The sequence below is a fragment of the Turicibacter bilis genome (assembly GCF_024499055.1).
GTDB classification, from domain to species: domain Bacteria; phylum Bacillota_I; class Bacilli_A; order MOL361; family Turicibacteraceae; genus Turicibacter; species Turicibacter bilis.
In genome coordinates this window covers 2,582,698-2,608,479 of record NZ_CP071249.1, presented here as the reverse complement: position 1 = coordinate 2,608,479, position 25,782 = coordinate 2,582,698, and the positions used below count along the sequence as shown (strand labels likewise).

26 protein-coding genes and 2 riboswitches are annotated in these 25,782 nt (G+C 34.5%); of the genes, 6 read left to right on the top strand and 20 right to left on the bottom strand.

Features of this window, described 5'->3' with window-relative positions:
- Positions 1-13: 13 nt before the first annotated feature.
- From J0J69_RS12570 to amrA, 3 genes are all read right to left on the bottom strand, one after another.
- Positions 14-430: a DUF2871 domain-containing protein gene (locus tag J0J69_RS12570; RefSeq protein WP_237252341.1), complete on the bottom strand. Its 417-nt coding sequence runs from the start codon at positions 428-430 to the stop codon at positions 14-16.
- Positions 431-513: 83 nt separating this feature from the next.
- A complete protein-coding gene (gene amrS, locus J0J69_RS12565; protein ID WP_212724857.1) occupies positions 514-1,500 on the bottom strand; it encodes an AmmeMemoRadiSam system radical SAM enzyme in 987 nt (328 codons plus the stop codon).
- Positions 1,500-2,903, bottom strand: coding sequence for an AmmeMemoRadiSam system protein A (gene amrA, locus J0J69_RS12560; protein ID WP_237252339.1), 1,404 nt, complete (start codon positions 2,901-2,903; stop codon positions 1,500-1,502). The genes amrS and amrA overlap by 1 nt, the downstream gene beginning before the upstream one ends.
- 164 nt (positions 2,904-3,067) lie before the next feature.
- Between amrA and aspT the strand changes: the two genes are divergently transcribed.
- A complete protein-coding gene (aspT, locus tag J0J69_RS12555; protein ID WP_055305509.1) occupies positions 3,068-4,753 on the top strand; it encodes an aspartate-alanine antiporter in 1,686 nt (561 codons plus the stop codon).
- A 37-nt stretch (positions 4,754-4,790) separates the two neighbouring features.
- Positions 4,791-6,434, top strand: coding sequence for an aspartate 4-decarboxylase (gene aspD / locus J0J69_RS12550; RefSeq protein WP_212725476.1), 1,644 nt, complete (start codon positions 4,791-4,793; stop codon positions 6,432-6,434).
- A 126-nt stretch (positions 6,435-6,560) separates the two neighbouring features.
- On the opposite strand, the gene J0J69_RS12545 is transcribed toward aspD, so the two are convergent.
- The 7 genes from J0J69_RS12545 to J0J69_RS12515 all read right to left on the bottom strand — a co-directional run bounded on the left by J0J69_RS12545 (position 6,561) and on the right by J0J69_RS12515 (position 13,346).
- The gene (locus J0J69_RS12545) at positions 6,561-7,013 is read right to left on the bottom strand and encodes a zinc ribbon domain-containing protein (RefSeq protein ID WP_055243423.1); all 453 of its coding nucleotides are present in this window, start codon (positions 7,011-7,013) and stop codon (positions 6,561-6,563) included.
- Positions 7,014-7,150: 137 nt separating this feature from the next.
- Complete coding sequence (locus J0J69_RS12540) at positions 7,151-8,338, bottom strand: M20 family metallopeptidase (protein ID WP_212724855.1); 1,188 nt, start codon at positions 8,336-8,338, stop codon at positions 7,151-7,153.
- A 20-nt stretch (positions 8,339-8,358) separates the two neighbouring features.
- Positions 8,359-9,174 carry a MetQ/NlpA family ABC transporter substrate-binding protein gene (locus J0J69_RS12535; RefSeq protein WP_055243437.1) on the bottom strand — a complete coding sequence of 272 codons (816 nt, stop codon included), beginning with the start codon at positions 9,172-9,174 and terminating at the stop codon, positions 8,359-8,361.
- A 34-nt stretch (positions 9,175-9,208) separates the two neighbouring features.
- On the bottom strand, positions 9,209-9,889 hold the full coding sequence (locus tag J0J69_RS12530; protein ID WP_055275658.1) for a methionine ABC transporter permease: 681 nt from the start codon (positions 9,887-9,889) through the stop codon (positions 9,209-9,211).
- Complete coding sequence (locus J0J69_RS12525; protein WP_212724738.1) at positions 9,873-10,916, bottom strand: methionine ABC transporter ATP-binding protein; 1,044 nt, start codon at positions 10,914-10,916, stop codon at positions 9,873-9,875. Before J0J69_RS12525 ends, J0J69_RS12530 begins: the two co-directional genes overlap by 17 nt.
- 94 nt (positions 10,917-11,010) lie before the next feature.
- Positions 11,011-11,112, bottom strand: a riboswitch (SAM riboswitch).
- Positions 11,113-11,196: 84 nt separating this feature from the next.
- A riboswitch (SAM riboswitch) is annotated at positions 11,197-11,299 on the bottom strand.
- A gap of 105 nt (positions 11,300-11,404) precedes the next feature.
- The gene (locus J0J69_RS12520; RefSeq protein ID WP_212725475.1) at positions 11,405-12,067 is read right to left on the bottom strand and encodes a DUF6320 domain-containing protein; all 663 of its coding nucleotides are present in this window, start codon (positions 12,065-12,067) and stop codon (positions 11,405-11,407) included.
- Positions 12,051-13,346, bottom strand: a complete 1,296-nt coding sequence (locus J0J69_RS12515; protein ID WP_212725474.1) for a hypothetical protein — start codon at positions 13,344-13,346, stop codon at positions 12,051-12,053. The genes J0J69_RS12520 and J0J69_RS12515 overlap by 17 nt, the downstream gene beginning before the upstream one ends.
- Before the next feature lie 339 nt (positions 13,347-13,685).
- Here J0J69_RS12515 and J0J69_RS12510 point away from each other — a divergent pair, with 339 nt between their 5' ends.
- The gene (locus tag J0J69_RS12510; protein ID WP_212725473.1) at positions 13,686-14,645 is read left to right on the top strand and encodes a C39 family peptidase; all 960 of its coding nucleotides are present in this window, start codon (positions 13,686-13,688) and stop codon (positions 14,643-14,645) included.
- 242 nt (positions 14,646-14,887) lie between these two features.
- Here J0J69_RS12510 and trxA read toward each other — a convergent pair whose 3' ends face one another.
- Complete coding sequence (gene trxA, locus J0J69_RS12505; protein WP_055306004.1) at positions 14,888-15,211, bottom strand: thioredoxin; 324 nt, start codon at positions 15,209-15,211, stop codon at positions 14,888-14,890.
- Entirely contained in the window at positions 15,212-17,785 is a 2,574-nt protein-coding gene (locus J0J69_RS12500; protein WP_212725472.1) for a 3'-5' exonuclease, read from the bottom strand.
- A gap of 124 nt (positions 17,786-17,909) precedes the next feature.
- Between J0J69_RS12500 and J0J69_RS12495 the strand changes: the two genes are divergently transcribed.
- A complete protein-coding gene (locus J0J69_RS12495) occupies positions 17,910-18,464 on the top strand; it encodes a metal-dependent hydrolase (RefSeq protein ID WP_212724733.1) in 555 nt (184 codons plus the stop codon).
- Between the two features lie 27 nt (positions 18,465-18,491).
- On the opposite strand, the gene J0J69_RS12490 is transcribed toward J0J69_RS12495, so the two are convergent.
- Entirely contained in the window at positions 18,492-18,773 is a 282-nt protein-coding gene (locus J0J69_RS12490; protein ID WP_055275647.1) for a nucleotide pyrophosphohydrolase, read from the bottom strand.
- Positions 18,774-18,990: 217 nt separating this feature from the next.
- On the opposite strand from J0J69_RS12490, the gene J0J69_RS12485 reads away from it, so the two are divergent.
- The gene (locus J0J69_RS12485) at positions 18,991-19,617 is read left to right on the top strand and encodes a hypothetical protein (protein WP_055306007.1); all 627 of its coding nucleotides are present in this window, start codon (positions 18,991-18,993) and stop codon (positions 19,615-19,617) included.
- 211 nt (positions 19,618-19,828) lie between these two features.
- On the opposite strand, the gene J0J69_RS12480 is transcribed toward J0J69_RS12485, so the two are convergent.
- Entirely contained in the window at positions 19,829-20,239 is a 411-nt protein-coding gene (locus J0J69_RS12480; RefSeq protein ID WP_212725471.1) for a peptide deformylase, read from the bottom strand.
- An 18-nt stretch (positions 20,240-20,257) separates the two neighbouring features.
- Entirely contained in the window at positions 20,258-21,133 is an 876-nt protein-coding gene (locus J0J69_RS12475) for a radical SAM/SPASM domain-containing protein (RefSeq protein WP_055275634.1), read from the bottom strand.
- Positions 21,134-21,334: 201 nt separating this feature from the next.
- Between J0J69_RS12475 and J0J69_RS12470 the strand changes: the two genes are divergently transcribed.
- The gene (locus J0J69_RS12470; RefSeq protein ID WP_055244445.1) at positions 21,335-22,177 is read left to right on the top strand and encodes a patatin-like phospholipase family protein; all 843 of its coding nucleotides are present in this window, start codon (positions 21,335-21,337) and stop codon (positions 22,175-22,177) included.
- Between the two features lie 91 nt (positions 22,178-22,268).
- On the opposite strand, the gene J0J69_RS12465 is transcribed toward J0J69_RS12470, so the two are convergent.
- The 5 genes from J0J69_RS12465 to J0J69_RS12445 all read right to left on the bottom strand — a co-directional run bounded on the left by J0J69_RS12465 (position 22,269) and on the right by J0J69_RS12445 (position 25,655).
- On the bottom strand, positions 22,269-22,889 hold the full coding sequence (locus tag J0J69_RS12465; protein ID WP_055244443.1) for a hypothetical protein: 621 nt from the start codon (positions 22,887-22,889) through the stop codon (positions 22,269-22,271).
- Between the two features lie 245 nt (positions 22,890-23,134).
- Positions 23,135-23,842: an acyl-[acyl-carrier-protein] thioesterase gene (locus J0J69_RS12460; protein WP_212724732.1), complete on the bottom strand. Its 708-nt coding sequence runs from the start codon at positions 23,840-23,842 to the stop codon at positions 23,135-23,137.
- Between the two features lie 137 nt (positions 23,843-23,979).
- On the bottom strand, positions 23,980-24,126 hold the full coding sequence (locus J0J69_RS12455; RefSeq protein ID WP_156343953.1) for a hypothetical protein: 147 nt from the start codon (positions 24,124-24,126) through the stop codon (positions 23,980-23,982).
- A 202-nt stretch (positions 24,127-24,328) separates the two neighbouring features.
- A complete protein-coding gene (gene aroQ / locus J0J69_RS12450) occupies positions 24,329-24,778 on the bottom strand; it encodes a type II 3-dehydroquinate dehydratase (protein WP_212725470.1) in 450 nt (149 codons plus the stop codon).
- A 16-nt stretch (positions 24,779-24,794) separates the two neighbouring features.
- Positions 24,795-25,655, bottom strand: a complete 861-nt coding sequence (locus tag J0J69_RS12445) for a shikimate dehydrogenase (protein ID WP_212725469.1) — start codon at positions 25,653-25,655, stop codon at positions 24,795-24,797.
- Positions 25,656-25,782 lie beyond the last annotated feature (127 nt).

Below are 25,782 nucleotides of genomic sequence, written 5' to 3'. Positions count from 1 at the left end.
ATACGTCTTTTGATTATTTTGTTGCAATCGTACGTCTAAGATTCATAAAGAATAGGATAAGTCCTACTCCTAGTAAAATATGACCGACACCAGATACTCCTGAAACTGAGGCATCAACTGCTTTAGAAAGTTCAGCACCTTGAATTTGTAAAAATCCACGAACTGCCATCATTAGTGATGTTAAAATTAAACCAACATTATAAGTCATAAAGAATCCATTAAAGATTTTTTGTTCACTTAACTTTAATGTTGCTTCTAATGCTAACACAACTAAAAAAAATAACATACCTAAAGTAAATAAATGAGTGTGTAATAACGATAAATTCGTTTTACCTGAGAAACCAACAACTTTCGTATACTCTCGATACACCACACCCGCTACTAATGCAACAATTGTATAAACAAATGCCGTATTTGATATTTTTTTCATTATCATTCATCTCCTCTTTTTCAACAGGAGATATTGTACATGGACTCTTAATTAAAGTCAAATTTCATGCATTGCTTTTAACATCATAGCTTAATGGGAATTGGTATGTGACAAGTTGGGCATTTTGACTCATGAATTAAACAACGTGTCTCATATTGATGTCGTTCAATTAAACGTTCATGACAATTCGGACAATAAGTGTTCGTATCAGCACCCGCAACGTTGCCGATATAGACATAATTTAGATATTTCTTAGCAACCGCCACAGCTTGAGCCATGATATCAACATTTGTAGCTTCATTTTTCATTTTATAACGGGGGAAATAACGACTTAAATGTAGCGGGATATCTGGATTAATGGACGCTAAAAACTGGGCAATTTGTTCTACTTCTTCTAAAGCATCAAATTCATCTGTGACTAATAACGTGGTAATTTCAATATGAATATAGTCATTAGCACGTCTAATCGTCTCTAGAACTGGATCTAGTTGAGCGCCGCAAATCTTTTGATAGTAACGATTTGAGTACCCCTTTAAATCAATATTCATTGCATCAACATAGGGTAATAATTTCATTAAAGGTTCTTTATTAATGTAACCATTTGTGACAATAACAACACTCGTGTCAGGATTACGACGCTTTAACTCTTTTGCCGTATCATAAACGTATTCATACCACATTAGCGGCTCATTATACGTGTAAGCTATTCCTGCATTATTCTCAACCGAAGCTAAGACCTCGCTTAATTCATCAATCGATAGTGTGTCTGTTTTAGGACGATGTTGAGAAATCTCATAGTTCTGACAAAAACTACAAGTCATATTACAACCAAAACTCCCAAGTGATAAAATATTTTTTCCTGGTTTAAAGTGATACAGTGGCTTTTTCTCAATGGGATCAACTGCTGCTGAGGTAACTTCGCCATAGTTGATAACCATTAGCTGATTATTTTGTACAGTTCGAACTCGGCATATTCCTGTTTTTCCTTCTGAAATCAGACATTTATGTGGACATATTAAACATTGAATACGATCTTGTTTTCGTTCAAAAAACGGAACGGGATAATCCACTATCGCTCACCTTCTTTATAACGAATCACTTCAAATTTTTCAATATCAAAATCTCCATCGGGATTAATGCCAGCTTTTTGACAAACAATCGCTAATTGATCATCTACCGATTCGACTCCTTCTAAATTAGGTAAAAGTACCCCTTTACGCATGCCTTTACTTACAATCACACCATAACGTTTTGGGTCGAGTTCCTCAATACTTGCTGATGTTGGTGTCATAAGGACATCTACGGAGATTTGAATCTGTTTTAATTCTTCAAATCGAACAGGAATAAATCGCGGATCTTCCGTAGCTGCTGCAATCGCATTTCTAATAATTTCTGATGCAACACAATCCGTTGTTGGAAAGATGGTTCCAATGCATCCACGTAATTGTCCGTCTTTCTTTAAGGAGACAAAGACGCCGTGACGATGAGCCACCATAATTTCTGGTAATTCTTCCTTCGCAATCATTGTCTTAGTTTGTGTGAAATAATCCTCTAAACATTTTCTAGCTAATCGGACATACGGATTACTTCCTTTCGGTAACACTTCTGTCATACCTTGCTCCCTCCGTCCAATATATTTTAGTGCTTTGGTTCCAACACCGACTTCGTTAAATTTAACCACTCCATAGCCGACACCAAATGGACTTTGATAAGCGAGCACTTCTCCTTTTATCTCTTTTCCATCTAGTGCTCCCATTAATATTTTCGTCGATCTTAAACCGCACTCTGCAGCCTCTTCAATCATTTCACAATCTAACTCAAAAATATCTAATGGTTGAGAGGATGAAAGCTTAGCTAAAAACTGACGATCAAATTGTTCTCCGTACGGAGAATAAGCATAAGGTCCACTTGTACTTAACTTATGAGATAAATCTCCACTTGCAATCAGTATCGATTTACGATTAAGGTTTTGAGCTACTTGTTGAAGAAGCATCCCAAATTTATAAAGCATTCGATCACTTAAAGGAGCATAAGTAATATGAACTAATTTATAATTTTGATAATATTTATTCACAAAATATAAAGGAACCAATGTTCCATGATCCAGTTCAAAGGGACGTCCATAGGCTCGTAATAATTCTCGATCAACAGAGACAACAGGAACTTGTTCATCTTGGGATAGTTTAAGTAAAACCTCATTAAATTCCATATCAAGCTTTACATCCACCTTTATATCAAAACATTGAAATCGTCTAAAATCACCACTAATATCCTCTCCATCGGAAATGGAAATAGCATCTGAAAACATCGGTCCATGCGGAGTTACAATGATAATTGTCTCAGGTTCTTTAGTTGCAATTTCTTGTGCAATATCATAACAAGCTAAACTTGTTTGATATAACTTTAATTCTTCTCCTTTACCTATATTGGGAACAATTATTGGAGGATGCGGCATTAAATAGTAACCTTCCAAATCTCCACCTCATTTCTTTTTTTATCTTTAGTAGTTTATATCCTTTTACTATTCATATTCTTATCTAAGCAAGATAAAGTGCACTTTTAAAAAGTATAGGATAAAAACAAATGTTTAAAATAAGTAAGTGATGCTAAAAAATTTTAAAAAATGAGGTAATTATTATGACATGGTTCGTACATGCTCTCCAATCACATCCAGAGCTTGCCTTATTTTTAACATTGGCCATTGGATATGCAGTTGGAAAAATTCAAATCGGATCATTTAAAGTCGGATCCGTCACTGGTGTACTTATTACAGGTGTTATTATTGGACAATTAAATATTACGATTGACGACACTGTTAAGTCTGTGTTTTTCCTTCTTTTCTTATTTGCATTAGGGTATAATGCCGGACCTCAATTTTTTAAAGGATTAAAAAAAGAAGGAATTCCTCAAGTAATTTTTTCTGTTATCGTCTGTGTCATTGGTTTAATTTCTACGATTATAGTCGGAAAAATTCTCGGATACAACGCTGGTCAGGCCTCTGGTTTAGCTGCAGGCGCTTTAACTCAATCAGCAGTTATTGGTGTTGCACAAGATGCTATATCAAACTTAAGTATAGCTGCTAGTGATAAAAAATCAATGATGGATTTTGTGCCCGTAGGTTATGCCGTAACATATATCTTTGGAACGATTGGTTGTGCTTTTATTTTAGCCACTGTTGGACCAAAAATACTTGGTGTTGATCTTGAAGAAGAAAGTAAAAAGCTTGACAATATCTCAAAAGATAAACTTGAAAATAGCTTAGAAAATTCACGGGCGGGTGACTTAGACTATCGTGCATATATTATTAGTGACAAATATGTTGGACAATCAGTTTCAACTATTGAAAAAAAACTGGCACGAGATAGTATTCGTTTATTCCTTGTTCGAATTAAACGCGAAAATAAAGTGTTCAAGCCAGCCGGTGATGAGGTCATTCAAAAAAATGATCATGTCGCTTTCGCCTTTAAAGAACGAGATGTTGAAAAAATTAACTTATTAGATATTGGACAAGAAATCTCAGATTATCACTTAATTAACTTCCCAACAGAATCACTAGCTGTTTACGTTAAAAGTGATAAGGTTATTGGTAAATCAATTAAAGAAATTCGTCATCATACACTTACTCGAGGAGTATTTATTTCTAAACTTCAAAGTACTGGTGAAGAAGTACCTTACCAAAATGATACAATCGTCCAAAATCATGATGTTCTTACCTTAACTGGACCGGTAGATGAAGTTGAAGTACTGGCTTATCAATTAGGTCGTCCAGCGCGTAATTCTGATGAGACAGATATGATTTTTGTAGGCCTTGGGATTCTACTTGGTGGATTAATCGGGATTCCAGCTTTAATGATTGGAAAAGTAGGAATCAGTTTATCAACAAGTGGTGGGGCACTGATTATGGGATTAATCTTTGGACTACTTCACTCACGTCGTCCAACCATTGGTCGTATTCCCTCAAGTACTGCCTGGTTCTTAAGTAATGTAGGGCTAGCAGCATTCGTTGCTGTCGTTGGAATTAATGCTGGACCTGGTTTTGTTTCTGGATTAAAAACATCTGGAATTAGTTTCTTTTTAGCTGGTGTCATTGTAACTATCATTCCAACATTGGCAGGAATTTTATTAGGGAAATACGTCTTTAAGTTCAAGGCACCCATTACACTTGGTGCTACTGCAGGAGCGTTAACAACAACTGCTGCTATTGGAGCTATCTGTGAAAAGGCGAAAAGTAATGCCCCTGTACTTGGATACACTGTCCCATACGCGGTTGGTAACATTTTATTAACCGTTTGGGGTTCTATCGTCATTATCTTCTTCTCCTAATTTAAAAATAGTTTGAACGTTTGAAAGGAAGTTTTATATGACAACACACGAAGAAAATAGACGTAAAAAAATTCAAGATATGATTAAGAAGGTTGAAAGCTTAAGTCCATTCGAATTAAAAGATGAACTGATTAAAATGGCTAAAAAATCAGAGCAAAAAGGCATTCGAATGATGTTAAATGCTGGACGTGGTAACCCAAACTGGACAGCCGCTACTCCTCGTCAAGCATTCTTTACTTTTGGACAATTTGCCGTAGAAGAAACCCAACGAACATGGTCTGATAAAGATTTAGCGGGAATGCCGGAGAAAGCAGGAATTTATGATCGCTTCTTAATGTATACAAAGCATAATTCTAATGCTCCTGGTGTTGAGTTATTAAAAGCTATTATTGAATATGGAATTAAGGAACCTGATTTTGATCCTGATAGTTGGGTATTCGAATTAACAGATGCTATTATTGGTGATAATTATCCAGTTCCTGATCGTATGCTAATTCATACTGAAAAAGTAGTTAAGGACTATGTCATTAAAGAGATGGGAGGTGACCCTAAAACAGCAACTCATGATTTATATGCAGTTGAAGGTGGAACTGCTGCTATGTGCTATATCTTTGATTCATTAATCGCCAACCGTATTTTATCACCAGGTGATAAAATTGCTCTGTTTGTTCCAATCTTTACACCTTATGTCGAAATTGCAAACTTACCTCGCTATCATTTCGACATTGTTAAAATCTATGCTTCTGAGGTTAATGAAAATGGACGCCATACGTGGCAATATCCTAAAGAACAACTAGATAAATTAGCAGATACTAAAATTAAATTAGCCTGCGTCGTTAATCCAAGTAATCCACCCTCAGTGGCAATCAATGAAGAGTCTATGTTCTACTTGAAACATATTGTTGAATCTAAAAATCCAGATTTAATGATTGTTACCGACGATGTTTATGGGACATTCGCAGATAAGTTTCAATCTTTAATGTGTTCAATGCCTTACAATACACTAGGCGTTTATTCTTACTCAAAATACTTTGGTGTAACAGGTTGGCGTCTTGGCGTCATTGCCTTAGCAAAAGATAATGTCTACAATCATTTAATCGAGCAATTACCCGAGGACGCAAAAGATATTTTAAGAGAACGTTATGGTGCTTTAACAACTGATCCAGATCATATTCCATTTATCGACCGTATTGTAGCAGATAGCCGTCAAGTCGCACTTAACCATACGGCCGGATTATCGACCCCACAACAAGTACAGATGGCATTTTTCTCAATCTTTGCTTTACTAGATAAAAATGATACGTATAAAAATCAAACAAAAGAAATTTGTCGTCGTCGTAAACAGTTATTACATACTTACCTTGATGAACTGACCTTAGAAGAAAATCCTTATAGTACGTCATACTATGACGAAATTGATTTACTGGTTTGGGCAAAACTTAAATATGGTGAGGAATTCGTTGAATACCTTAAAGAGGAACGAAATTCATTAGAGTTCTTATTTGAATTAGCTGATCGTTACAGTATTGTCTTATTAAATGGTAGTGGATTTGAAGGACCATCTTGGTCAATTCGTGTTTCATTAGCTAACTTAAAAGATGAAGAATATGCTGAAATCGGTAAAGCTATTAATGAATTATTCGCTAAATACGCAGAAGATTGGAACGCATTTAAATGGTAATCACTATACAGAACTGATTTCTAAAGTTGCTTTTATAAACCAAAGGTTTTCATTATGTAAAAACTTATCTCCCTCTAGATAGATAATTATAAAAAAGCTGTTGATTTAAACATCAACAGCTTTTTCTTATAGTAACTTTCCACATTTAATACATGTCGTTGCATGCCCTCCATTTTCCATTCCGCATTCCGGGCAAATGGTCGAAACAATGGTTTCTCGTTCATCATTTAATTTACTTCCACACGTTTGACAAAACGTTGATGAAATCGGCATTTCCGTTTTACACTTCTCACATCGCTTAATCCCTTTTAACTCGTTTAACATCACTTCATATCGATCAATAGTCTGTAAACATCCACCTATTCCTTGGCAAATATCCGTATATACTAACTCCGGATTATTCTTATGCATCTGATAATAAAGTTGTCCCAACTTCATATATAATTTATTCAGTTTCTTCTCTTCCTCAGCGATTTGCGAATTAATTTTTGTCATCTCAGCTAGTTCTTTCGTTTTTTTCATCGCATCTTGTCCTGTTTGAGAAACTTTCTTTCCAAGTCCTTCAAAAAATGAATTCATTTCTTCTCCTCCTATCCCAACAGCTTTGATTAAATTACTTCATTATATTCACTAATCATCACTTTATGTTTTCTTCAGCAAAATAACAATGATAAAAACAAGAAAACACATAGATTGCTCTATGCGTTTGTCTTTGACTATTCAGCTTTTAACAATGCAAACTCATCTTTAATTTCTTTTAATTTTTGAGAATCTAACAGTAACTCTAAACTAATACGTGCTAAAATTTCAGCACTATCTAAAACCGCTTGATCACCTCTTTTAGAAGCCGCCGCCTCTTTGAACTCTTTAGTATGACTAGCAACATGAGGTTCACAAATTTTAAGTGATGGATGAATCGTTGGAACCACTTGACTCACATTTCCTGCATCTGTTGAACCACGTGAAGCATTCGGATCAAGTTCCTCTACTTCTAGTCCAAGGTCAGTCGCCACTTTTGTAAATAATTCATTAAACTTTGGATAAACAATTAAATCTTCCACAATATTTTGATAAGTCGTATATTTTAATTCACATCCCGTCGATAAAGCTGCTCCTTCTGCTGCTTTAATCACACGTTCAGTCACTTCTTCGCAAACTTGAATCGTATTAGCACGAATATAGAATCTTGCTTTTGTATATTCAGGAATAATATTTGGTGCATCCCCACCATGTGTAATAATTCCATGAATACGAACATCTGGTGTCAATTGTTGACGAAGTGCATTTACTGCATTGTAGAACACAATCATCGCATCTAAGGCATTAATTCCTTTCTCTGGACATCCCGCTGCATGAGCTGGTCGTCCAAAGAATTCAAACTCAATTGGATGATTAGCAAGAGAAGGTCCAGTAATAGTCGTCTTGCTACCTGGATGAATCATCATACAAACATCAACGTCCTTAAATAATCCTTCGCGAACAAATGATCCTTTTGCACTTCCGTTATCTCCCCCTTCTTCAGCAGGCGTTCCAAATACAACGACTTCCCCACCCGTTTCTTCAATCACTTGAGCTAATGCACAACCGGCTGCTACACTACTAGCCCCGATAATATTATGTCCGCATCCATGACCAAGTCCAGCTAAAGCATCATATTCAGCTAAAATCCCAATAATCGGACCTGGTTTAGAGGATGCTTTACGAGCCACAAATCCTGTTTCATGACCTGCCACATTCACAGTAACATCGAATCCGGCTTGGCGTAATGTCTCACTTAATAACTCACAGGCAAAATATTCTTCGTTTGCACTCTCAGGACGTTCATGAATTTGATGACTAATCTGAATAAAATCTTCTCGACGTTTATTTAAATAATCTTGTACTTTAATAATTTTTTGTTCCATGATAATCTCCCCCTATACTCTTATTCAAAAACTGGAATACTTGCCCCTTTATATTCCTCTTCAATTGCTTTTTTCGTTTCCTCTGTTTGATAAACTTCCACTAATCTTTTTAATGTTGGATTATCTTTATCCTCCGTACGAGCCGCAATAATATTATAATAATTTACAACAGACTCACTTTCTGTATTTTCAATATAGATAGAATCATTTAAAGGTGATAAGTTAGCTTGTACGGCAACTCCATTATTAATAACTGCAATTTCTGCATCAGCTAATGAAAGTGGTAATTGTTGTGCGACTAATTCAACAACTTCAAGATTCTTAGGATTTTCAACAATATCCTTTACAGTTGGTGTAATTCCAACTTCATCCGCTAATTTAATTAAACCCGCATCTTGTAATAATAATAAGGCGCGTCCTCCATTTGATGCATCATTTGGAATTAAAACAGTTGAATCATCTGGTAACTCATTTAAGTCAGAAATTTTTGATGAATAGATTCCCATTGGAGCTAAAACCGTATAGCCAATTGATGTTAAATCTAAATTATGATCGTTAATAAATTGTTCGAAAAACGCAATAGTTTGGAAAGAGTTTGCATCAATTTCGCCATCAGCTAATGCTTGATTCGGTAAATTATAATCACTAAATGTTACAAATTGTAAATCAATCCCTTCATCTGCTAAACGTGATTGAACACTTTTCCAAATCTGATTGACTTCTCCATTAATCCCTAATTTGATGACTTTGTCAGTATCTCCTGATTGTCCACCACACGCTACTAATAAAATTCCTAAACAAATCGTTGTTACAATACTTAATAATTTCTTTTTCATTTCTATCTCTCCCTTTGATTTTTTTCTTTGTTCATTAATGACTGAACTTTCGTTCAAGCGCTTCCCCAACACTTTGAACGATTGAAACTAAAATGATAATAATAATGACCGTTACTACCATAATATCTCCCTTATAGTACTGATACCCATAACGAATAGCGAAGTCTCCTAAACCTCCACCACCGACATTTCCAGCAATGGCCGAAAATCCAATTAAGCTAACCGTCGTAATCGTTAGTCCATAAATAATTCCACCTAGCCCTTCTCGAAGTAGGACACGATAAATAATTTCAAATGGCGTTGATCCCATTGCCTTTGCAGCTTCAATCACACCAGGATCCACATTTAATAAGGCTGATTCTACTTGTCTAGCAACAAATGGCGCAGTTCCTACCACTAAAGGAACGATTGCCCCTTTTAATCCAATCGATGTTCCGACAATTGCTCGAGTTAATGGCATAATAAATGCTAATAAAATAATAAATGGAATCGAGCGAAAAACATTAATGAACTTCCCCACTATCAGATTAACTGCTTTTTGTTCTAACAAATGTCCCGGTCTTGTCACGACTAAAACAACTCCAATGGGTAAACCAATTAACACAGCAAACAATCCCGAGATGACCACCATCAATAATGTATCCCATAGCGCTTGAATTAACTCTGGAAAATACGCTACGACATTCGGACAAATTTGATTAAGCAACTGATTCATTCTTTAACACCTCCACCTGAATATCTGAGTTTTCTAAATAGTTAATCGCACTAAAGATTTCTTCTTTGTTACCATGGAAGCTAACAATCAAATGACCAATCGGGGTCTTTTGAATAATCTCAATGCTTCCAAATAAAATACTTGCCTCTACATTAAATTGCTTTGATAACTTCGAAATAAAGGCATGTCCTGTTTGCTGACCAACAAATGAGATTTTAACTAGCTTCTCTAAGTGACTCAGTTCTTCTAGTGGTGCTCTTTCTGCTAATAACTCAAAGATTTTCTCATCTTGGAATAATGAGGACACAAAATCTTTTGTAATCTCTGATTGTGGATTTGAAAAGACACTAACAATATTTCCTTGTTCAATAATACGGCCCTTCTCCATGACCGCAACTTTATGACAAATCTCTTTAACCACTTCCATTTGATGCGTAATTAACACAATCGTTAATCCTAACTCTTTATTAATTTCTTTAAGAAGTTTTAAAATCGACTTTGTCGTCTGTGGATCAAGTGCAGATGTTGCCTCGTCGCATAATAGAACTTGAGGGTCATTAGCCAATGCTCGTGCAATGGCCACACGTTGCTTTTGTCCCCCACTTAATTGGGAAGGATACACATCTGCTTTATCCTCTAGACCCACTAAATTCAAAAGACGTAGTACTTTTTCCTTCTTTTCTTCTTTACTAATTTTTTGACATTTTAACGGATAAGCAACGTTATCAAAAACAGTTCGTGTCTTTAATAAATTGAAGTGCTGAAAAATCATCCCAATTTTGTGACGAGCTAATCTTAATTCTTTGGGCGATAATTGATTTAGCACTTGACGATTAACAATCACTTCACCTTCAGTTGGAACTTCTAAAAAATTTAAACATCGAATTAAAGTACTCTTGCCTGCACCACTATATCCAATAATCCCAAAAATTTCACCAGCTTCTACTGTCAAATTAACCTCTTTAACCGCTTCAACAATCTTCCCCTTTAGCGAAAAAGTTTTACTCACATTCTTCAGTTCAATCATATTGACTCTCCTTTCTTGCTGTTTCCAAAATAAAAACGGACTCCTTATGCTGATGAAAGAAGTCCGTTCAAATCTAAATAAATTCTCACTCACTCCCTCATCTTTCAGAATAGCTCTGTCGGATTTAGCACCTTTGTACATTGTACTGGTTGCTGAAGCTTCATCGGGCCTGTCCCTCCACTTCTCTCGATAAGGATTATTATTCAATTAAAAAAACTAAGGATTCCTTCTGAGAAATCAGAAGAACACCTTAGTTTAAAATCAGCATACTAACCTGTTCTCCTCATCTTTCAGAATAGCTCTGTCGGATTTAGCACCACTGTACATCTGTACTGGTTGCTGAAGCTTCATCGGGCCTGTCCCTCCACTTCTCTTTATAAGGAATCACGATTCAATTGGAATTATTTAACTTATGGATACTATAACATCTATTTTTCTATTTGTAAATCTTTTCTTACATAATTTGTATTTTTTATGAAAAATATTAATTAATAATGAAATTTTTTCTTCAACTCATGAATCATCTGACGATCCGCAAAGAAGAATAAACCGACACAAGTAATGATCGTATAATAACTTCCAATAATAGCAATTTGACGGAAGATAATGACTTGGAAATAAATCATCGTCAAAATCACAATTCCCATCAATCCAAACATTAATTGATAAATAACTAAATCCGTAAATCGCTTTGGATTAAGAAGAATCATGACAGTAATTATGGTTGTTCCAGCCATTAAATCAAGCGGGAAAATAATATCTAAAGACCACCCACTATATCCCAAAAAATAATCAATAATGATTGATAAAGCCGATATTCCAATAACCTGTGTTAAAATATTTGGACCAATATTTCGTTTCACACGCGATCCTAAAATAGCACTAATAGTTACGTAAAGTGTTGCAGCTGTAATAATGAATACCCAATTCCATTGAAAATCCTGAAAAATCCCACTGATAAACGAGAAGGAGATAATCACCATCGCTAAAAAAATAATGAATTTTCGAATGGAAAAACGGCGTTTTTTTGCAAATTGCTCTGGATAATCTCGCTCAATTTCAAATTCAACTGACTCCAGTGATTGCCCACAAAGTGGACAGTTATTCAATTGATTTTGTACTTTCATCTGACATTTAGAACAATATTTCATGATTAAATTCCTCATTACAAGAGATTGTTATATCAATCCCGTATTTTTTTAAAAATCTGAAAAAGTATCTTTGAATATCTGTTTCCTCTAAAGAAGAAGTAAATGTTAAAACGAATTGATCATTACAAGAAATAACACCACAACGAATCGGTTGATGAGGTGTCACAGGAATCATCATTCGCATTTCCTCAACATATGGAGCTAATGATTCAGGTAAGACGACACGCCCTAAATTTGATAACGTTGTTGTAACTCCTTTGTCCGCTTCATGATAAATATGACGCATCACCATGTTCTTAATTCCTAGTGGCACGAAACGAATCATCATGTTTTTTTGAGCACTGACATTATCATTAATTTTTCGATTCACAACTTCTGGCTTTTTTCCCTCATTCAATTGGTTTGAAACGTCTTTTAATAAGTCATCAAGGCTTAAGTCAGGACCTGGTGTAATCGTCACATTAACATTTGAAAAGAAATTTCTTAACGTATGTGAACCAAATCTCCCTCTTAAATCAATAGGAACCGTGACAATAATAGGATGAAGATCCTGATTAAATTTATAATTTTGTTCATAGATCGCATAAATCAAAATTGAACATAGCAAGCTGGATACGGTCACTTCATATTGCTTTGCGATACGAACGACCTGTTTAGCAGACATAATCCCATGAATGACCTTTAATTCTTGAGGACGTTTTTTAATACCTGTTATTTTATATGCTACAGTTGTTTTCGGTATGACTTTTGATTGAGCTTCACTTTTTACCTTTAAAAAACTGTCTTCATCCATCGCAGGTAAAGATGAATGATCTCCTCCTATCACAATGGATTCCGTCGCTAATTCTGGATATAAACGTTTGAGATAATGATAAATGATAACCTTTAAAAACTGAGTGGCTCCTGCACCATCTGCCAGCGCATGAAAGACTTCTAAATGAATCATTTTCTCATAATAAGTAATGCTAAATAAATAATTATTATTTGTAAATTTCGTCATTTTAGAACAAGGATATGTATATTCTTTTCGGATACGAGGCTTTTGTAAGTTCATATCAAAGTAATACCAAAAAAATCCATTACGTAAACGTACACTAAAGGAAGGCATCTCAATTAACGCTGCCCTCACCGCTTCTGATAAAAGGTCAACTTGAATCATATCTTTCATCTTGACAGATAAACGAAATACATTCGTTGCCTTCGAACTAGAAACAAGGGCATATAACTTCGCTACATTATCTAATTTACTCCAATAAAACGTTTGAAAATTCTCATTCATACCTCATCTTCCTTACTGTTTCAATATTAACGATAAAACTATACTTCACTTATCATACACTAACACACACATGAAATCTAGCTATTGAGAGTAAAGTTTAATGATACCTCTTCTTTTCTTATTTTTGCTTATCTTTCAGTTTAATATTTTTCAACTTTTTTCGGAACTTTTTATTTATTTATGCTTTAAAATGGTATATGATACATTTCATGACGTAAATAAAGCTTAAAAAATAGATTTAACTAATTTTTTTATGAGAGTAATTTTTTTAGTTTTTTTACACAAAGTTTATAATTACTAAACTTATAGCAAAAAAATAGATTGGAGAGATGCAACGAAATGAAAAAACTAATATTCACCTCACTTCTAATGGCATTAGGAGTTGTAACAGCTTGTAAAAATAATCCAACCACTGATGGTTCAAATCATGCTGTAACAATAGAAAAAACAAAACCTGATTTCATTGAAGGTGAAGATTTTGATGAATATGGTGGAGCAGATGCTTATGCTTTCGCTGGTGATAATCCTACGTCACGATTTTATGTAAATCCTGATTTTTATCACTTAACTTCTGATGAAATCTTAACAATTATCCCATCTTTTAAAACAATGCAACAAACAACAGAATGGTCTTGTGGAAATGCTGTTGCATTAATGACACTCACACATATGGGAAAAACTGATTTATCAGAATGGGATATCGCCGTGGCAATGGGATCATCAGTTGATGAGGATGAGGAAAATGCGTTACCTGGAACAGCTAATAATTTCTATGAATACGGGACAAATGTTGAAGAAATGTATAACTTCTTCTCAAACTTAGAAGGATTTGAAGTAATTGAAACTAGCTATAAAACCAACTACACAGAAGAAGATTTAGTAAAAGAAGAGGATGGGGTTACACCATCTAATATCGGAAACTTATATCCAACATTCTCATCATCATCACTATACGCTTCTGAAAATAGTGATGAAACTTCTGCCTGGGTAGATGATGCTAAAGATTCATACTTTGTAAAATGGTTGACTAGTCACTTAGAAGCTGGACGTCCAATTATGGTTGAATGGGGCGATTGGGATGGACATTGGGTCGCTATTATTGGTTATGATAACAATGGGACACCTTCAATTGGAGATGACACTTTAATTTTTGCTGACCCATACGATACTTCTGATCATTGGCAAGACGGGTATTCAATCTTCCCATTAGAAAAATTCTTCTACATGTGGCAAGATCGTAAAGTTGCTCCTAAACCATATCAACTACAGCCATACATCATCATTGATAAAAAATTATAATTATAAATGGGCTATCTCAAAATAGTTACAAATAGTTAAAATTTGCGATCGAGAGGTAAAAATAAGTATTAGAATCAATCAGGGCCTCTTTAGTCTACGAAAACATCTTAAATGGAGCCCTCACACGATTTACATCGTCCTTTGGTGGGGTACGGGGGGGGGATTACCTATCCCCATAAATAGACTAGTTTTCTTAAATAATAAAAAGGCTATGTTCAAAAAAGATGAACATAGCCTTTTTATTATTTAAGATGATAATCTAACCATCCTTTTAGTTCGTTTAATGGATGAAATCCTTTTGCTGATTCAATCGGTTTTCCATCCTTAAACAACATTAATGTTGGCACCGTCATGACTTGATATTCATGCGCTAAAACAGGAACTTCATCCACATTCACTTTAACAAATTGAACGTCATTTTGATAAGTCTCTGATAATTCTTCAAAGATAGGCGCTAACATTTTACATGGCCCACACCATGTGGCATAAAAATCCACTAAAGTTAAGCCTTGTTTTGTTAACTGTGGGAGCTGTGCATTATATTCTACTTCAAAAATTTTATTCATTTAATCACCTATTTGTGTGTATAAGAAATCAATAAACCGACTTCTTTCCTTTTCTTTTTTAGAATAACTATAATCCTTAAGATGACGCGTTAATAAAAGGGTTTGTTTCGCACGGGTCATGGCAACATAAAAAAGACGACATTCCTCTTCTTGGTTTGTACCATTAAAATCAAGCGGGAACATCCCTTGATTTAAAAATGGAATAATCACATGATCAAATTCCAATCCCTTCGATTGATGTACTGTAATCACCGCTAATTTATTTTGGTCTTTCATAACTCGATCCAGTTCACTAGCCGATAACGAAGTTTGGGCTAAAATTCGTGTCCATAACTCCCACATTGGAAGATGAGGACAATCGGTTAAATGTTGCTCCTCAATTTCTCTTAAGCAAGCTAATAGTTCATGATGCTTCATTTGTTCCACTTCATCTTCAACCCATGGGGCTGTCTCCCAGATTTTAAACTCATCAATTAATTTTAATAAAAACTGTGAAGGAAGTTCTTGATTAATCCAAGCATTTATTTGTTCCAACTGATTAACGATAGAAATTAATGATGCCTGATAATAACTCATGACCTTCTTACGCTGTTCATGACATTGCATTAAGCGTTCCATACTTTTAACTAACACATCTTTTGTGGCCAAAATATCATCCATCGCATTATGCGTTGGTTCGTGTTCCACACCAATAAAATCACTCACCGTATCTAGCTTATGGTTTTTGAGATTAGGATATAATCGCCTCACAATATCTAGCGTATCACAATAACCTACGATTGTGTCAAATGATAAGCCTACGCGATTCATATGTGAACGAACAATCTTCAGGTCATACTGAACATTATGACCGATTAAAAGGGCGCCATCAATGAACTGTAAAAACTCTTGAAAAACATCATAGGCTGATTGTCCATGCGCTTCTAAAAACTCATCACTAAACCCATGAACTAGGGCTGATTCCCCCACTGAATTCAATGGGTTAATAAAGCGTTCAAAGGATTGAACAACTATTCCTTCTTTTAACTCAATAGCAGCGATTTGAATGACTTCATCTTTTGTGACATCAAGCCCAGTTGATTCCACATCAAAAATAATCACTCGCCCGTTTTCATAATATTGCTTCAATAACCCATAAGGTTCCTTATACTCATAAGCCGCTTTTGAAAATAAATCGACCAGTCGCATGTCGTATTGTTTATAACGTTTTAAATATTGAGGCTGAATCATTTGTATTAAATCAACCGACTTAAATAACAAAGGAATAAATCTTTGAAGAGAAACTTCGTCCGATGGATTCAAATAAAATCGAACGATAGCAAGTAAATCTTTAATACTTTTGCGTTTAAATAAAGATAATTGATCAACTAGATAACACGGAATTCCATCTGCTTTTAAAAAGTTAGCAACTTCACTATTTTGACGATTACTTCGTGTTAAGATAACTGTTTTCGCAAGATCTTCCTGTCGATGATGTTTTAAGTGATCAATAATAAAATTCATTTCTTCTTGTTTTGTTCCCGCTTCATAAAAGACAGGACGAGTCCCCAGTACGTCACTGGCTGCTTCAATTAACTTTGGTGATAAACTAGGATTAATTAAGCGTGCACGCTTTCCATTCTCTAAATAATTCGCACTCATTTGAACGAGACGTTTTGTCGCTCGATAATTTAATGATAATTCTAAACAGATTGGATTAAAATCTTCCATAATTTTGGCACGAATTAAAACAGGATTTGAATCTCTCCATTCATAAATCGTTTGATTAAAATCACCAAAGGCACTGAAGTTTGAATGTGAAGCTAACTTTTGAATTAACTCATACTCTACGATACTTGTATCTTGCACCTCATCAACAACGATAACTTGAAACTTAGATTGCCATCGCTTCAAAATTTCTTCTTCGGCTAAACACTCCGTGGCATATAACAATAAATCATTAAAGTCTAGCAGGTGATGCTCTTTCAAATGACGTTGATATTCTTCATAAAGCCACCAACCATAATTCGATAAATAAGCTAATGTTTCAACCCCAAGATTTGAGTTTTTCAAGGTGTAATAAAGTCGTAAGGCTGATTCTGATTGGTGAAATGCATGAATTAAGTCTTGATTCACCTCACCACGTCCTATTTGATAAAATTTGAGAGCTTGAATGTATTCATAGGCTTTATCACTTAAAACCCCCGCATCTGCAACTAACTGCTTAATCACAAACTTCGCATCTTCTTCATCGATAATCATAAAATCGTTAGATAATTTTCCCAGTAATTTTGCTTCTTCTTTAATTAATTGATAACAAAGACTATGAAACGTCTTGACGCAGACTGCTTTCCCATCTGCTCCAATTATTTTTATCAGACGATCTTTAAGTTCATGACAGGCCTTATTCGTAAAGGTTAAACACAATATTTGATTCGGACTCATGCCTGACTGAATAAAATGAGCTGTTCGTAAGGAGATGACATTGGTTTTTCCAGTTCCAGCGGGTGCCATAACTAAAAGAGACTGATTCAAATTTTCTACTACCGCTCGTTGAGCCTCATTCAATTTCTGCAACTCTTCATTTAACCCCATTTCAGACCCACTCCTTTCCATAATTTTACTGATAAAATCCAAACAAATATTCGGTAGTTTAGGGTATAATATTGGAATATAAGACACTTTTCGACAATTGAAGAATCATAGGAGGAATTTAATCATGACAGCCGCTACTCACCAACGCGGAGGCTTACTTTGTGGACTAATCACTCATCAATTATTTATCGCACCGCTTTATGCCGAAGCTAATACCTTTTCTAAACTTTTCATTATTACCCTCTATTGTGTAGCTACAACTGTCGGTTCTTTACTGCCTGATATTGATATGAAAAGTTCACAAATGGGAAAACTTCTTCCCTTTATTTCAAAGTTTATCTCAACTCATTTTAAACATCGAACACTAACTCACAGTCTTTTGTCCATTGCTTTTTTCTTTATTCTCATGTCGTTTGCACCACTACTTAATGTAGGACAAGATTTTTATATCATTCTAACGTGTGGATTAATGGTCGGTCATATTTCTCATATTGTTCTCGATTTATTTACGCATCAAGGCGTGTGTCTTTTTTATCCGTGTAAAATAAAAATTAAACTAGCGAACTTTAAAACAGGAGCTAAAGGCGAACGATTTGTTAATTCCGCCCTTTTAGTCAGTATGGTCCTTTATTTTGTATATGAGACTTATACTGTGATGGTTTATGCCTTTCATCCGTGATAAAAGCCGTTCATTTGAAACGGCTTTTTATTTTTGAACGGGATATTTAACTGCATTCTTTTCTAATTTTTCAAAAATAATCTGCTTTGCATCAACACCTAACACATCTACCATTTGTAAACAATAAATTAAAACATCAGCCAATTCTTCATTAACATGAATCGGATCAAACTCATGGTTCCATTGAAAACATTCAAGTAATTCTGCCGCTTCAATCGAAATTGACTTCGCTAAATTTTCAGGTGTATGGTATGGTTTCCAACCACGTTCATCTCGAAACTCTAAAATTTTTTTCATTGTTTCCTTCATTAATTCACTTCCATTTCTATATATATAAGTTAACAGATTGACTTATGCTAAACAAAGGTCATCTCTAATCATTCGATGTAAAAAATAACTACTGCTTAACACTATGATGTTTTATTTTATCATACCTATAGAACTTGGATAGATATCCTTTTCAATATTTTATAAAAAACATAAGATATCATGATTTAAATTTAATCCTTACTCAACGGTGATACCTATGAATAAAAACAACGTTCCATTAAACAAACTACTAAAACACGAATGGAAAGAACTTGATATCGCTTGTAAGACGGTCTTAATTATTGGTGTTTTTCTCTTAGTTCAATTAATTTGCGCGATATTTGTGCCAGCTTTCCATTCGCAACCTACTATTAATGCGATTTTTCAAACGAGCCTTTCAAGTATATTCGGGTATATTTTAGGAATGAATATTCCACACCAAAACAATAACTCTAACGGACAAAAAAAAGATTCAAATACTGAAACACCTGAATCAAATCCTGAAACATCAGTCCAAAATATAACTCGTGAAATATTCAATCAAGACATGGAACCTCAAATAAAAAATCAAGAGATAGACAATGACAGTCTTCTTACAAGGGGAGTGACCGAACCTGATTTAGAAACGGAAAAAGACCCTGTCTTACAAACTGAAGTTCCACTTTTGAAAGGAACGAGTATTCGAGTCCTATTTGCGGCAGGCGTTTGCCTTATCTGTCTCATCACATTAATGGTTATTGCTTTAACCAAGCAGAATAATTATAGTGATGGCATTACTCAAGTTGATCATTTAATTTCAACAACCATCGGCTTTTTAATTTCAAATACTAGTCATAATCACTAAGCTCTCACTTTTTAGAGAGCTTTTTATTTAATGGTACTACGACTTATTGACTGAATAAACACATATTCTTTCTCATTTTAGTCCCCATCATAATAATCTATACCTAGCTATTAAAAAAGAGCTAATCAAATTTTACTCTAATTAGCTTTAAACTATTCTATCCTACCACACTTCTTTTATCATTAACTCACATCATACACTATATTCTTTCCTAAATAATAATCCCATTACAGTGATCGATTTCGTGTTGAATAATTTGTGCGACAAATCCTGTAAATGTTCCTTTTTGTTTTTTGAAGTCTTTATCTAAGTATTCGACAACGATACTTTCATATCGTGTTGTTTGTCTAACACCTGTTAAAGATAAACAGCTTTCCTCAGTCACATAACTTTTTTCTTTTTTCACGATTATTGGATTAATCATCGGAACAATTATTTCTCCTATCGCAAAGATGATAATGCGTTTTTTCACTCCAATCATGTTAGCTGCCATTCCTACGCAACCATCAAGATTGGCTCTTAATGTATCGATTAAATCTTCAACGACTGGTAAATCTGCTTTTGTAGCTGGTACTGATTTTTGCGCTAAAAAGACTTCATCCTTCATAATGGGTCTAATCATCTTTATTCCAACACTCCTTTAATATCTTTTGGCATAGCCACAACGTTTACAAAGCTCTTCAACAGCACAACGGCGTGAGAATCCGTCATACATATTTTTAGCACGCTCACTTTCTAAAACTTCATTTAATGGTGTTTCATGAACATTTCCTAGTGGAATTTTTCCTTCACTGTCTAAACAGCAAGGTACGACTGTTCCATCGGCTTGAATCGCAATATGATCGCGCAACCCATAACAGAACATTTTCTCACTAATCACGTCACGCTCAAGTGTTGGCCATTCAAACTTTTCGGCCATATTAATAAACACCCGATCTTTAATCTTAATATTATGCGTTTCTTGTAATTTCTCACTTAAATTAACATCTAATTTAAAAGACTTTTCAATTAACGTTAAAATCTCTTGATTCAATGAATTTTTCGCCTTTAATTCTTCTGCATCCATATTCCATAAACGAAGATTACAATATATAGGCTTCACCGCTTGAATCCGGTCAATAAAATCAGCAATACTTAATAAATAATCTTCGAGTGTTCCATTTTGTTCATTCGCTTCAAATGAATGAATTGAGAAATTAATTTGTCTGAGGGCGGGTGCTTGAATTAAAATATCTTCAACCTTCTTAATCAATGTCCCATTCGTTGTTAAATTAACCTGCATTCCTGCTTCATGACTCAGTTCTAAAAAGCGTCCAATACGTGGATTTAAAAACGGCTCTCCTAATAAGTGAAAATATAAATAATTCGTATACGGCTTCACTTCATTTAATATATGTATAAAATCTGACTCTGTCATCACACGCCCCTTTCGACCAAGTGTCGCACTCGGACAGAAGTCACACTTTAAATTGCAACGATTTGTAATTTCAATATAAATCTTCTTAAATCGAGGCATGTCTAAAACCTCCCACTTTATCCAATAATACATTGTAAACACAGGTAATTTTTCACCTAAAAATTATTTTAGCATAAATGTTCGTTTAACGACAAAGCGAAGTGTCTAGAAAGTGAAAAACCATCGACAAAATTCGTCATTTTTTTAAAATTAAGTTCGTTAGAATACAAATACTAACATAATCATTAAAGGAGTGTTCACATGAAAGTAGGAATCGTTTTAGAAGGTGGCGGTATGCGCGGATTGTATACGAGTGGTGTCTTAGATTATTTATTAGATCAAGATATTATGGCTGATTACGTGATCGGTGTTTCTGCGGGAGCTTGTAATGGGGTTTCCTATGTTTCCAAACAGAGAGGACGTAACTTTCGTGTCAATACCAGTTATTTGAATGATAAACGTTATCTAAGCTTAAATAATTTTATTAAAACAAAATCTTTATTTGGAATGGATTTTATTTTTAATCAGATTCCTCATCAACTTGATTTATTTGATTATGATACCTTTTTGGCTTCTTCGTGTGAATTCAAGGTAGGGGTCACGGATGCCTTAACTGGTCAACCCGTTTATTTCGATAAAACTCATTTAAATTATGATTCAACGATTATTAAAGCGTCTTCTTCTATTCCCGTCTTTTCACCTATTGTACCTTACCAAGAGGGAGAATATTTAGATGGGGGAACATCAGACTCTATTCCTGTCAAACAGGCGTTAAAAGACGGGTGTGATCATGTCATTGTTGTGCTAACTCGAGATCGTAGTTTTATTAAAGAACCAGAAAGCTTCCGATTTATCTATTCAAGAGCTTTAAAAAAATATCCTAATATGATTAAGACACTTGATAACCGCCACCTCATGTATAACGAAACCCTTGAATTCATTAAACAACTTGAACAAGAAGGAAAAGCAACCGTCATTGCACCTTCTCATCCGATAAAAATCAGTCGTTTTGAAAAAGACATTAATAAATTAAAAGAATTATATGAACTTGGTTATCAGGATGCGGCTACTCAAATCAATAAAATAAAAAAACTAAAGGATTGATGTCATCTCACTTCAATCCTTTTCTTATTGACTCTTGATCCAGATTAAGCACTCAGTAGACATATTTTTAAAAAAAGCACCACTTATGATTTCATAAGAGGTGCCCATATCTATTTAAAATAAAATCTTTACTAATTCCATGTTCAAGTGCATACGTATAGGCTTCGACTTTCGTATCAAATGAAATAATATGTAAAACATTCATTGGGTAATAGGCTTGCTTATACTCTTTATCAAATACATCTACTACTTTTAAAATAATAAACGTGCGTGTCATCGCCTCATCTAAATCATCATAATCAATCGCATCAAAATCCATGAAGTTAATTAATTCTTCAATAAGCTTAGCCATATTGACATTAATTTGTTGAGCTTCAATTCGTACATTTGAGGTTTCCATCATGTCAACTAACTCATCCATATTTCGTTGGATTTCTTTAATGACAGCTGAAATAGATACGGCTTGCAAAATAGTTGTTGGATAAGTTAATTGTGAGACTAAACTTTCTAAAATTCCGAAATTATTATCAAATCGTTTATATAATGCTAAGAAATCATAATATTCTTGACGAGTTAAAATACAATTGGCGATTTTTATAAAATCATTCACTTTACTTTCGCAAAGCTCACAATAATCAAGCATATCATTGGCTGCCTGAATGATTGAGGTTGCTCGTTCATCGCTCATGAATCCATCTTCTACGACTGTCATCCTCTCATCCCCCCCACATCTATTCCATTGTTCTCCTTCACTTCTCACTGAACATCAAAATCTACAAATAGATCTTATTAATATAATGTATGAGCCTAAATTAAAAAAATGACACATTATAACAAAAAAAGAACCATTCATTCACGGTTCTTTAACAAAACAGATATATAACTTACATAAAATTCATCAAAGTGACAGGCTTAAAACCTCCTAAACACAAATCAGTGATAAAAGGAGTAAAATTTTTATTCAACCTGAAACGCAACAATGGCATAAGGATTCAATTCTTGATCACATAAGGTGACATAATAAATATCCTCTTGCCTTGCAATAGTTGGGACTAAACAATCTCCTAACTTTGCTGCTTTTTTATACTCGACTCGAACTTGCTTAACCTGAATTTGTGCAGGTAAGTATTCCGAAGCAATTGCCACATATTGACTATTATTCATATGGCCATTTGTATCGATTTGAAATTGACTAACACGAATCGCATCCATATATTTCTCAGCCTTAGGTGCTTTGATTTTTCGTGGTAAATAGGTCATCTCCCACTTCGGTTCAATTGGATATTTTTCAATTTCATCTATCGTTAATTTAACAAAAGATCCGGTTTTTACACTTAAGAAGCACCCACACACATTAGCATACGCTAAAACTTCATCATTTGCACCAAACAGAACATAATTACGATAGCCAAACATCCCTCTACAATCATAGATTAACGTTCCAACTTTAATCTCTTCACCAAATCTAGGTAACCGATTGATTTCGATTTGCCACGATAATATATAAAAAGCTAAGTCTTGTTGCATAAAATAATCTGTGCCAAGCCCAATATCCTCTAATTGAAAAGTACTACAATCTTGAAAGTAATTAATTAAATGATGCAGTGTTAACCGTCCATCTTCACCTATTTCACTAAATCGAATACGCCCTCGTGTTTGATACAACGAAATCACCCCTTTTATTTAATATTATAAACTAAAAATCCTATATTAACCAAATAAAAAGGCCTTATCATTTTCCCGATAAGGCTATTTCTTTTCATTCAACTCAATCTTATGGTTAATCTTTTAAAAAATACTACTCAATAAATCAAACTCCACGGCTCACGTTGATGAGATTCTTGCGATTGTGGTGGTTGACTTCCCGTTTGATCCTCTTTTGCTGAACATGAAAAAAGGTATCCACATAAAACCACCATCGTCATGATTAACATCCATCGTCTTTTCATCCCGGGCACTTCCTTTATAAAGAATATTCATTAAAATTTAACAATCTACTAAATTATATGCCATTTCCCCTCAAACTATTATAAAAGAACTTATTTTTATTATCTCATCTTCAACTAAAAAAAAACTGACTGTTTTGTTACCATGAAAAAAAACTTCCTAAGAAAAGTTAGAAAGTCTTTTTATGACTCAAATCCACTTCAATTAAGCCTTTTGTTTTGCTTTATAATCTTCTAACGCTTGAATAGCTAGAACATATCCAAACTCACCAAATCCGCATAATTGTCCAATACAGGCTGAAGCTGTCACTGATTTATGACGGAATTCCTCACGGGCATGAACATTTGAAAGATGGACTTCAACCGTTGGAATCGTGACGACTGATTTAATTGCATCATGAATGGCATAGCTGTAATGAGTATATGCTCCTGGATTGATAATAATCCCATCATAGTTTTCAAAGTATGCTTTTTGGAACCAATCAATCATTTGTCCTTCATAGTTACTTTGAAGAACCTCAATTTCATGTCCACGTTTTGTTCCTTCTTCCTTGATATAGGCTACGATATCTCCATAGCTACGATTTCCATAGATACCTTGCTCACGAATTCCAACCATATTTAAATTTGGACCATTTAAGACTAAGATTTTCATCAATACCTCTCCTATCTTATTTAAGATCTAGAACATCTTTAATATAATCAATCGGCATCTCCTCACCTGTCCATAACTTAAAGGCTTCTGCTCCTTGATAAATAATCATCCCAACTCCATTCATAACCTTGCATCCCGCTTCTTCCGCCTGTTGTAGCAACTTCGTCTTTCTTGGATTATAAATAATGTCACAGACGATTAAGCCAGGATGCAAAACACTAGAATCGCTAATAAAAGACAGGCCTTCTAATTCAGCCATCCCAATACTCGTGGCATTAATAAGAAGATAGCTATCTGCTAACTGTTCTTTTAATGCTAATTCATCATTTAAGTGATAAAAGGTTGCTTTACAATTTGTATGTTTGTTAATTAAGTCAACGACTTGTTGTCCTCTCTCAGCTGAACGGTTAAAAATAGAGAGTTCCGATACTCCATCTAGCGCTGCTTGAATTTGAATCGCTTTTCCAGCTCCACCACAACCAATCACCGTTACTTTTTTCCCTCGAATATCATAACCTTCATCTTGTAGTGAACGAATTAATCCACTTCCATCCGTCATATGTCCAACCAATTTTCCATTTTCATTCACAACTGTATTGACTGCTTGACATAATTTCGCCGTAGGCGATAATTCATCTAAATACTCAATGATTGCTGTTTTATATGGCATGGATACATTAAACCCTCTAGCTCCTATTGCCTTTAAACCTTTCACACTATCCTCTAATTGAGACTGTTCAATATCAAATGCTAAATAAGCATAATCCAGTCCTAACCTAGAAAAAGCTGCATTATGCATTTTAGGTGAAATACTATGACCAATAGGTGTTGCAATGATCCCTATTAATTGAGTTGTTCCACTAATACGTGACTCCATAGCCATCCTCCTTTTTTCACTATTATTAACGTTTATATTTCTTCATCAACTACTCTTTTATTATAGAAAAAAATGTTAAAGAAATAAATGATTTTAATAATTGAAGCAATTAATAATAAAAAGGCAC

Excerpts from the sequence above, each read along its gene's own strand:
- J0J69_RS12445 (WP_212725469.1), bottom strand. The coding sequence starts at position 25,655 with ATGGAGTCACGTATTAGTGGAACAACTCAATTAATAGGGATCATTGCA.
- J0J69_RS12520 (WP_212725475.1), bottom strand. The coding sequence starts at position 12,067 with ATGAAATATTGTTCTAAATGTCAGATGAAAGTACAAAATCAATTGAAT.
- J0J69_RS12490 (WP_055275647.1), bottom strand. The coding sequence starts at position 18,773 with ATGAAGGAAACAATGAAAAAAATTTTAGAGTTTCGAGATGAACGTGGT.
- trxA (WP_055306004.1), bottom strand. The coding sequence starts at position 15,211 with ATGAATAAAATTTTTGAAGTAGAATATAATGCACAGCTCCCACAGTTA.
- aspD (WP_212725476.1), top strand. The coding sequence starts at position 4,791 with ATGACAACACACGAAGAAAATAGACGTAAAAAAATTCAAGATATGATT.
- J0J69_RS12485 (WP_055306007.1), top strand. The coding sequence starts at position 18,991 with ATGAATAAAAACAACGTTCCATTAAACAAACTACTAAAACACGAATGG.
- J0J69_RS12570 (WP_237252341.1), bottom strand. The coding sequence starts at position 430 with ATGAAAAAAATATCAAATACGGCATTTGTTTATACAATTGTTGCATTA.
- J0J69_RS12465 (WP_055244443.1), bottom strand. The coding sequence starts at position 22,889 with ATGACAGTCGTAGAAGATGGATTCATGAGCGATGAACGAGCAACCTCA.
- J0J69_RS12540 (WP_212724855.1), bottom strand. The coding sequence starts at position 8,338 with ATGGAACAAAAAATTATTAAAGTACAAGATTATTTAAATAAACGTCGA.
- J0J69_RS12515 (WP_212725474.1), bottom strand. The coding sequence starts at position 13,346 with ATGAATGAGAATTTTCAAACGTTTTATTGGAGTAAATTAGATAATGTA.
- J0J69_RS12480 (WP_212725471.1), bottom strand. The coding sequence starts at position 20,239 with ATGATTAGACCCATTATGAAGGATGAAGTCTTTTTAGCGCAAAAATCA.
- J0J69_RS12495 (WP_212724733.1), top strand. The coding sequence starts at position 17,910 with ATGACAGCCGCTACTCACCAACGCGGAGGCTTACTTTGTGGACTAATC.
- J0J69_RS12545 (WP_055243423.1), bottom strand. The coding sequence starts at position 7,013 with ATGAATTCATTTTTTGAAGGACTTGGAAAGAAAGTTTCTCAAACAGGA.
- J0J69_RS12470 (WP_055244445.1), top strand. The coding sequence starts at position 21,335 with ATGAAAGTAGGAATCGTTTTAGAAGGTGGCGGTATGCGCGGATTGTAT.
- J0J69_RS12475 (WP_055275634.1), bottom strand. The coding sequence starts at position 21,133 with ATGCCTCGATTTAAGAAGATTTATATTGAAATTACAAATCGTTGCAAT.
- J0J69_RS12535 (WP_055243437.1), bottom strand. The coding sequence starts at position 9,174 with ATGAAAAAGAAATTATTAAGTATTGTAACAACGATTTGTTTAGGAATT.
- aroQ (WP_212725470.1), bottom strand. The coding sequence starts at position 24,778 with ATGAAAATCTTAGTCTTAAATGGTCCAAATTTAAATATGGTTGGAATT.
- J0J69_RS12510 (WP_212725473.1), top strand. The coding sequence starts at position 13,686 with ATGAAAAAACTAATATTCACCTCACTTCTAATGGCATTAGGAGTTGTA.
- J0J69_RS12455 (WP_156343953.1), bottom strand. The coding sequence starts at position 24,126 with ATGAAAAGACGATGGATGTTAATCATGACGATGGTGGTTTTATGTGGA.
- J0J69_RS12500 (WP_212725472.1), bottom strand. The coding sequence starts at position 17,785 with ATGGGGTTAAATGAAGAGTTGCAGAAATTGAATGAGGCTCAACGAGCG.
- aspT (WP_055305509.1), top strand. The coding sequence starts at position 3,068 with ATGACATGGTTCGTACATGCTCTCCAATCACATCCAGAGCTTGCCTTA.
- J0J69_RS12530 (WP_055275658.1), bottom strand. The coding sequence starts at position 9,889 with ATGAATCAGTTGCTTAATCAAATTTGTCCGAATGTCGTAGCGTATTTT.
- J0J69_RS12525 (WP_212724738.1), bottom strand. The coding sequence starts at position 10,916 with ATGATTGAACTGAAGAATGTGAGTAAAACTTTTTCGCTAAAGGGGAAG.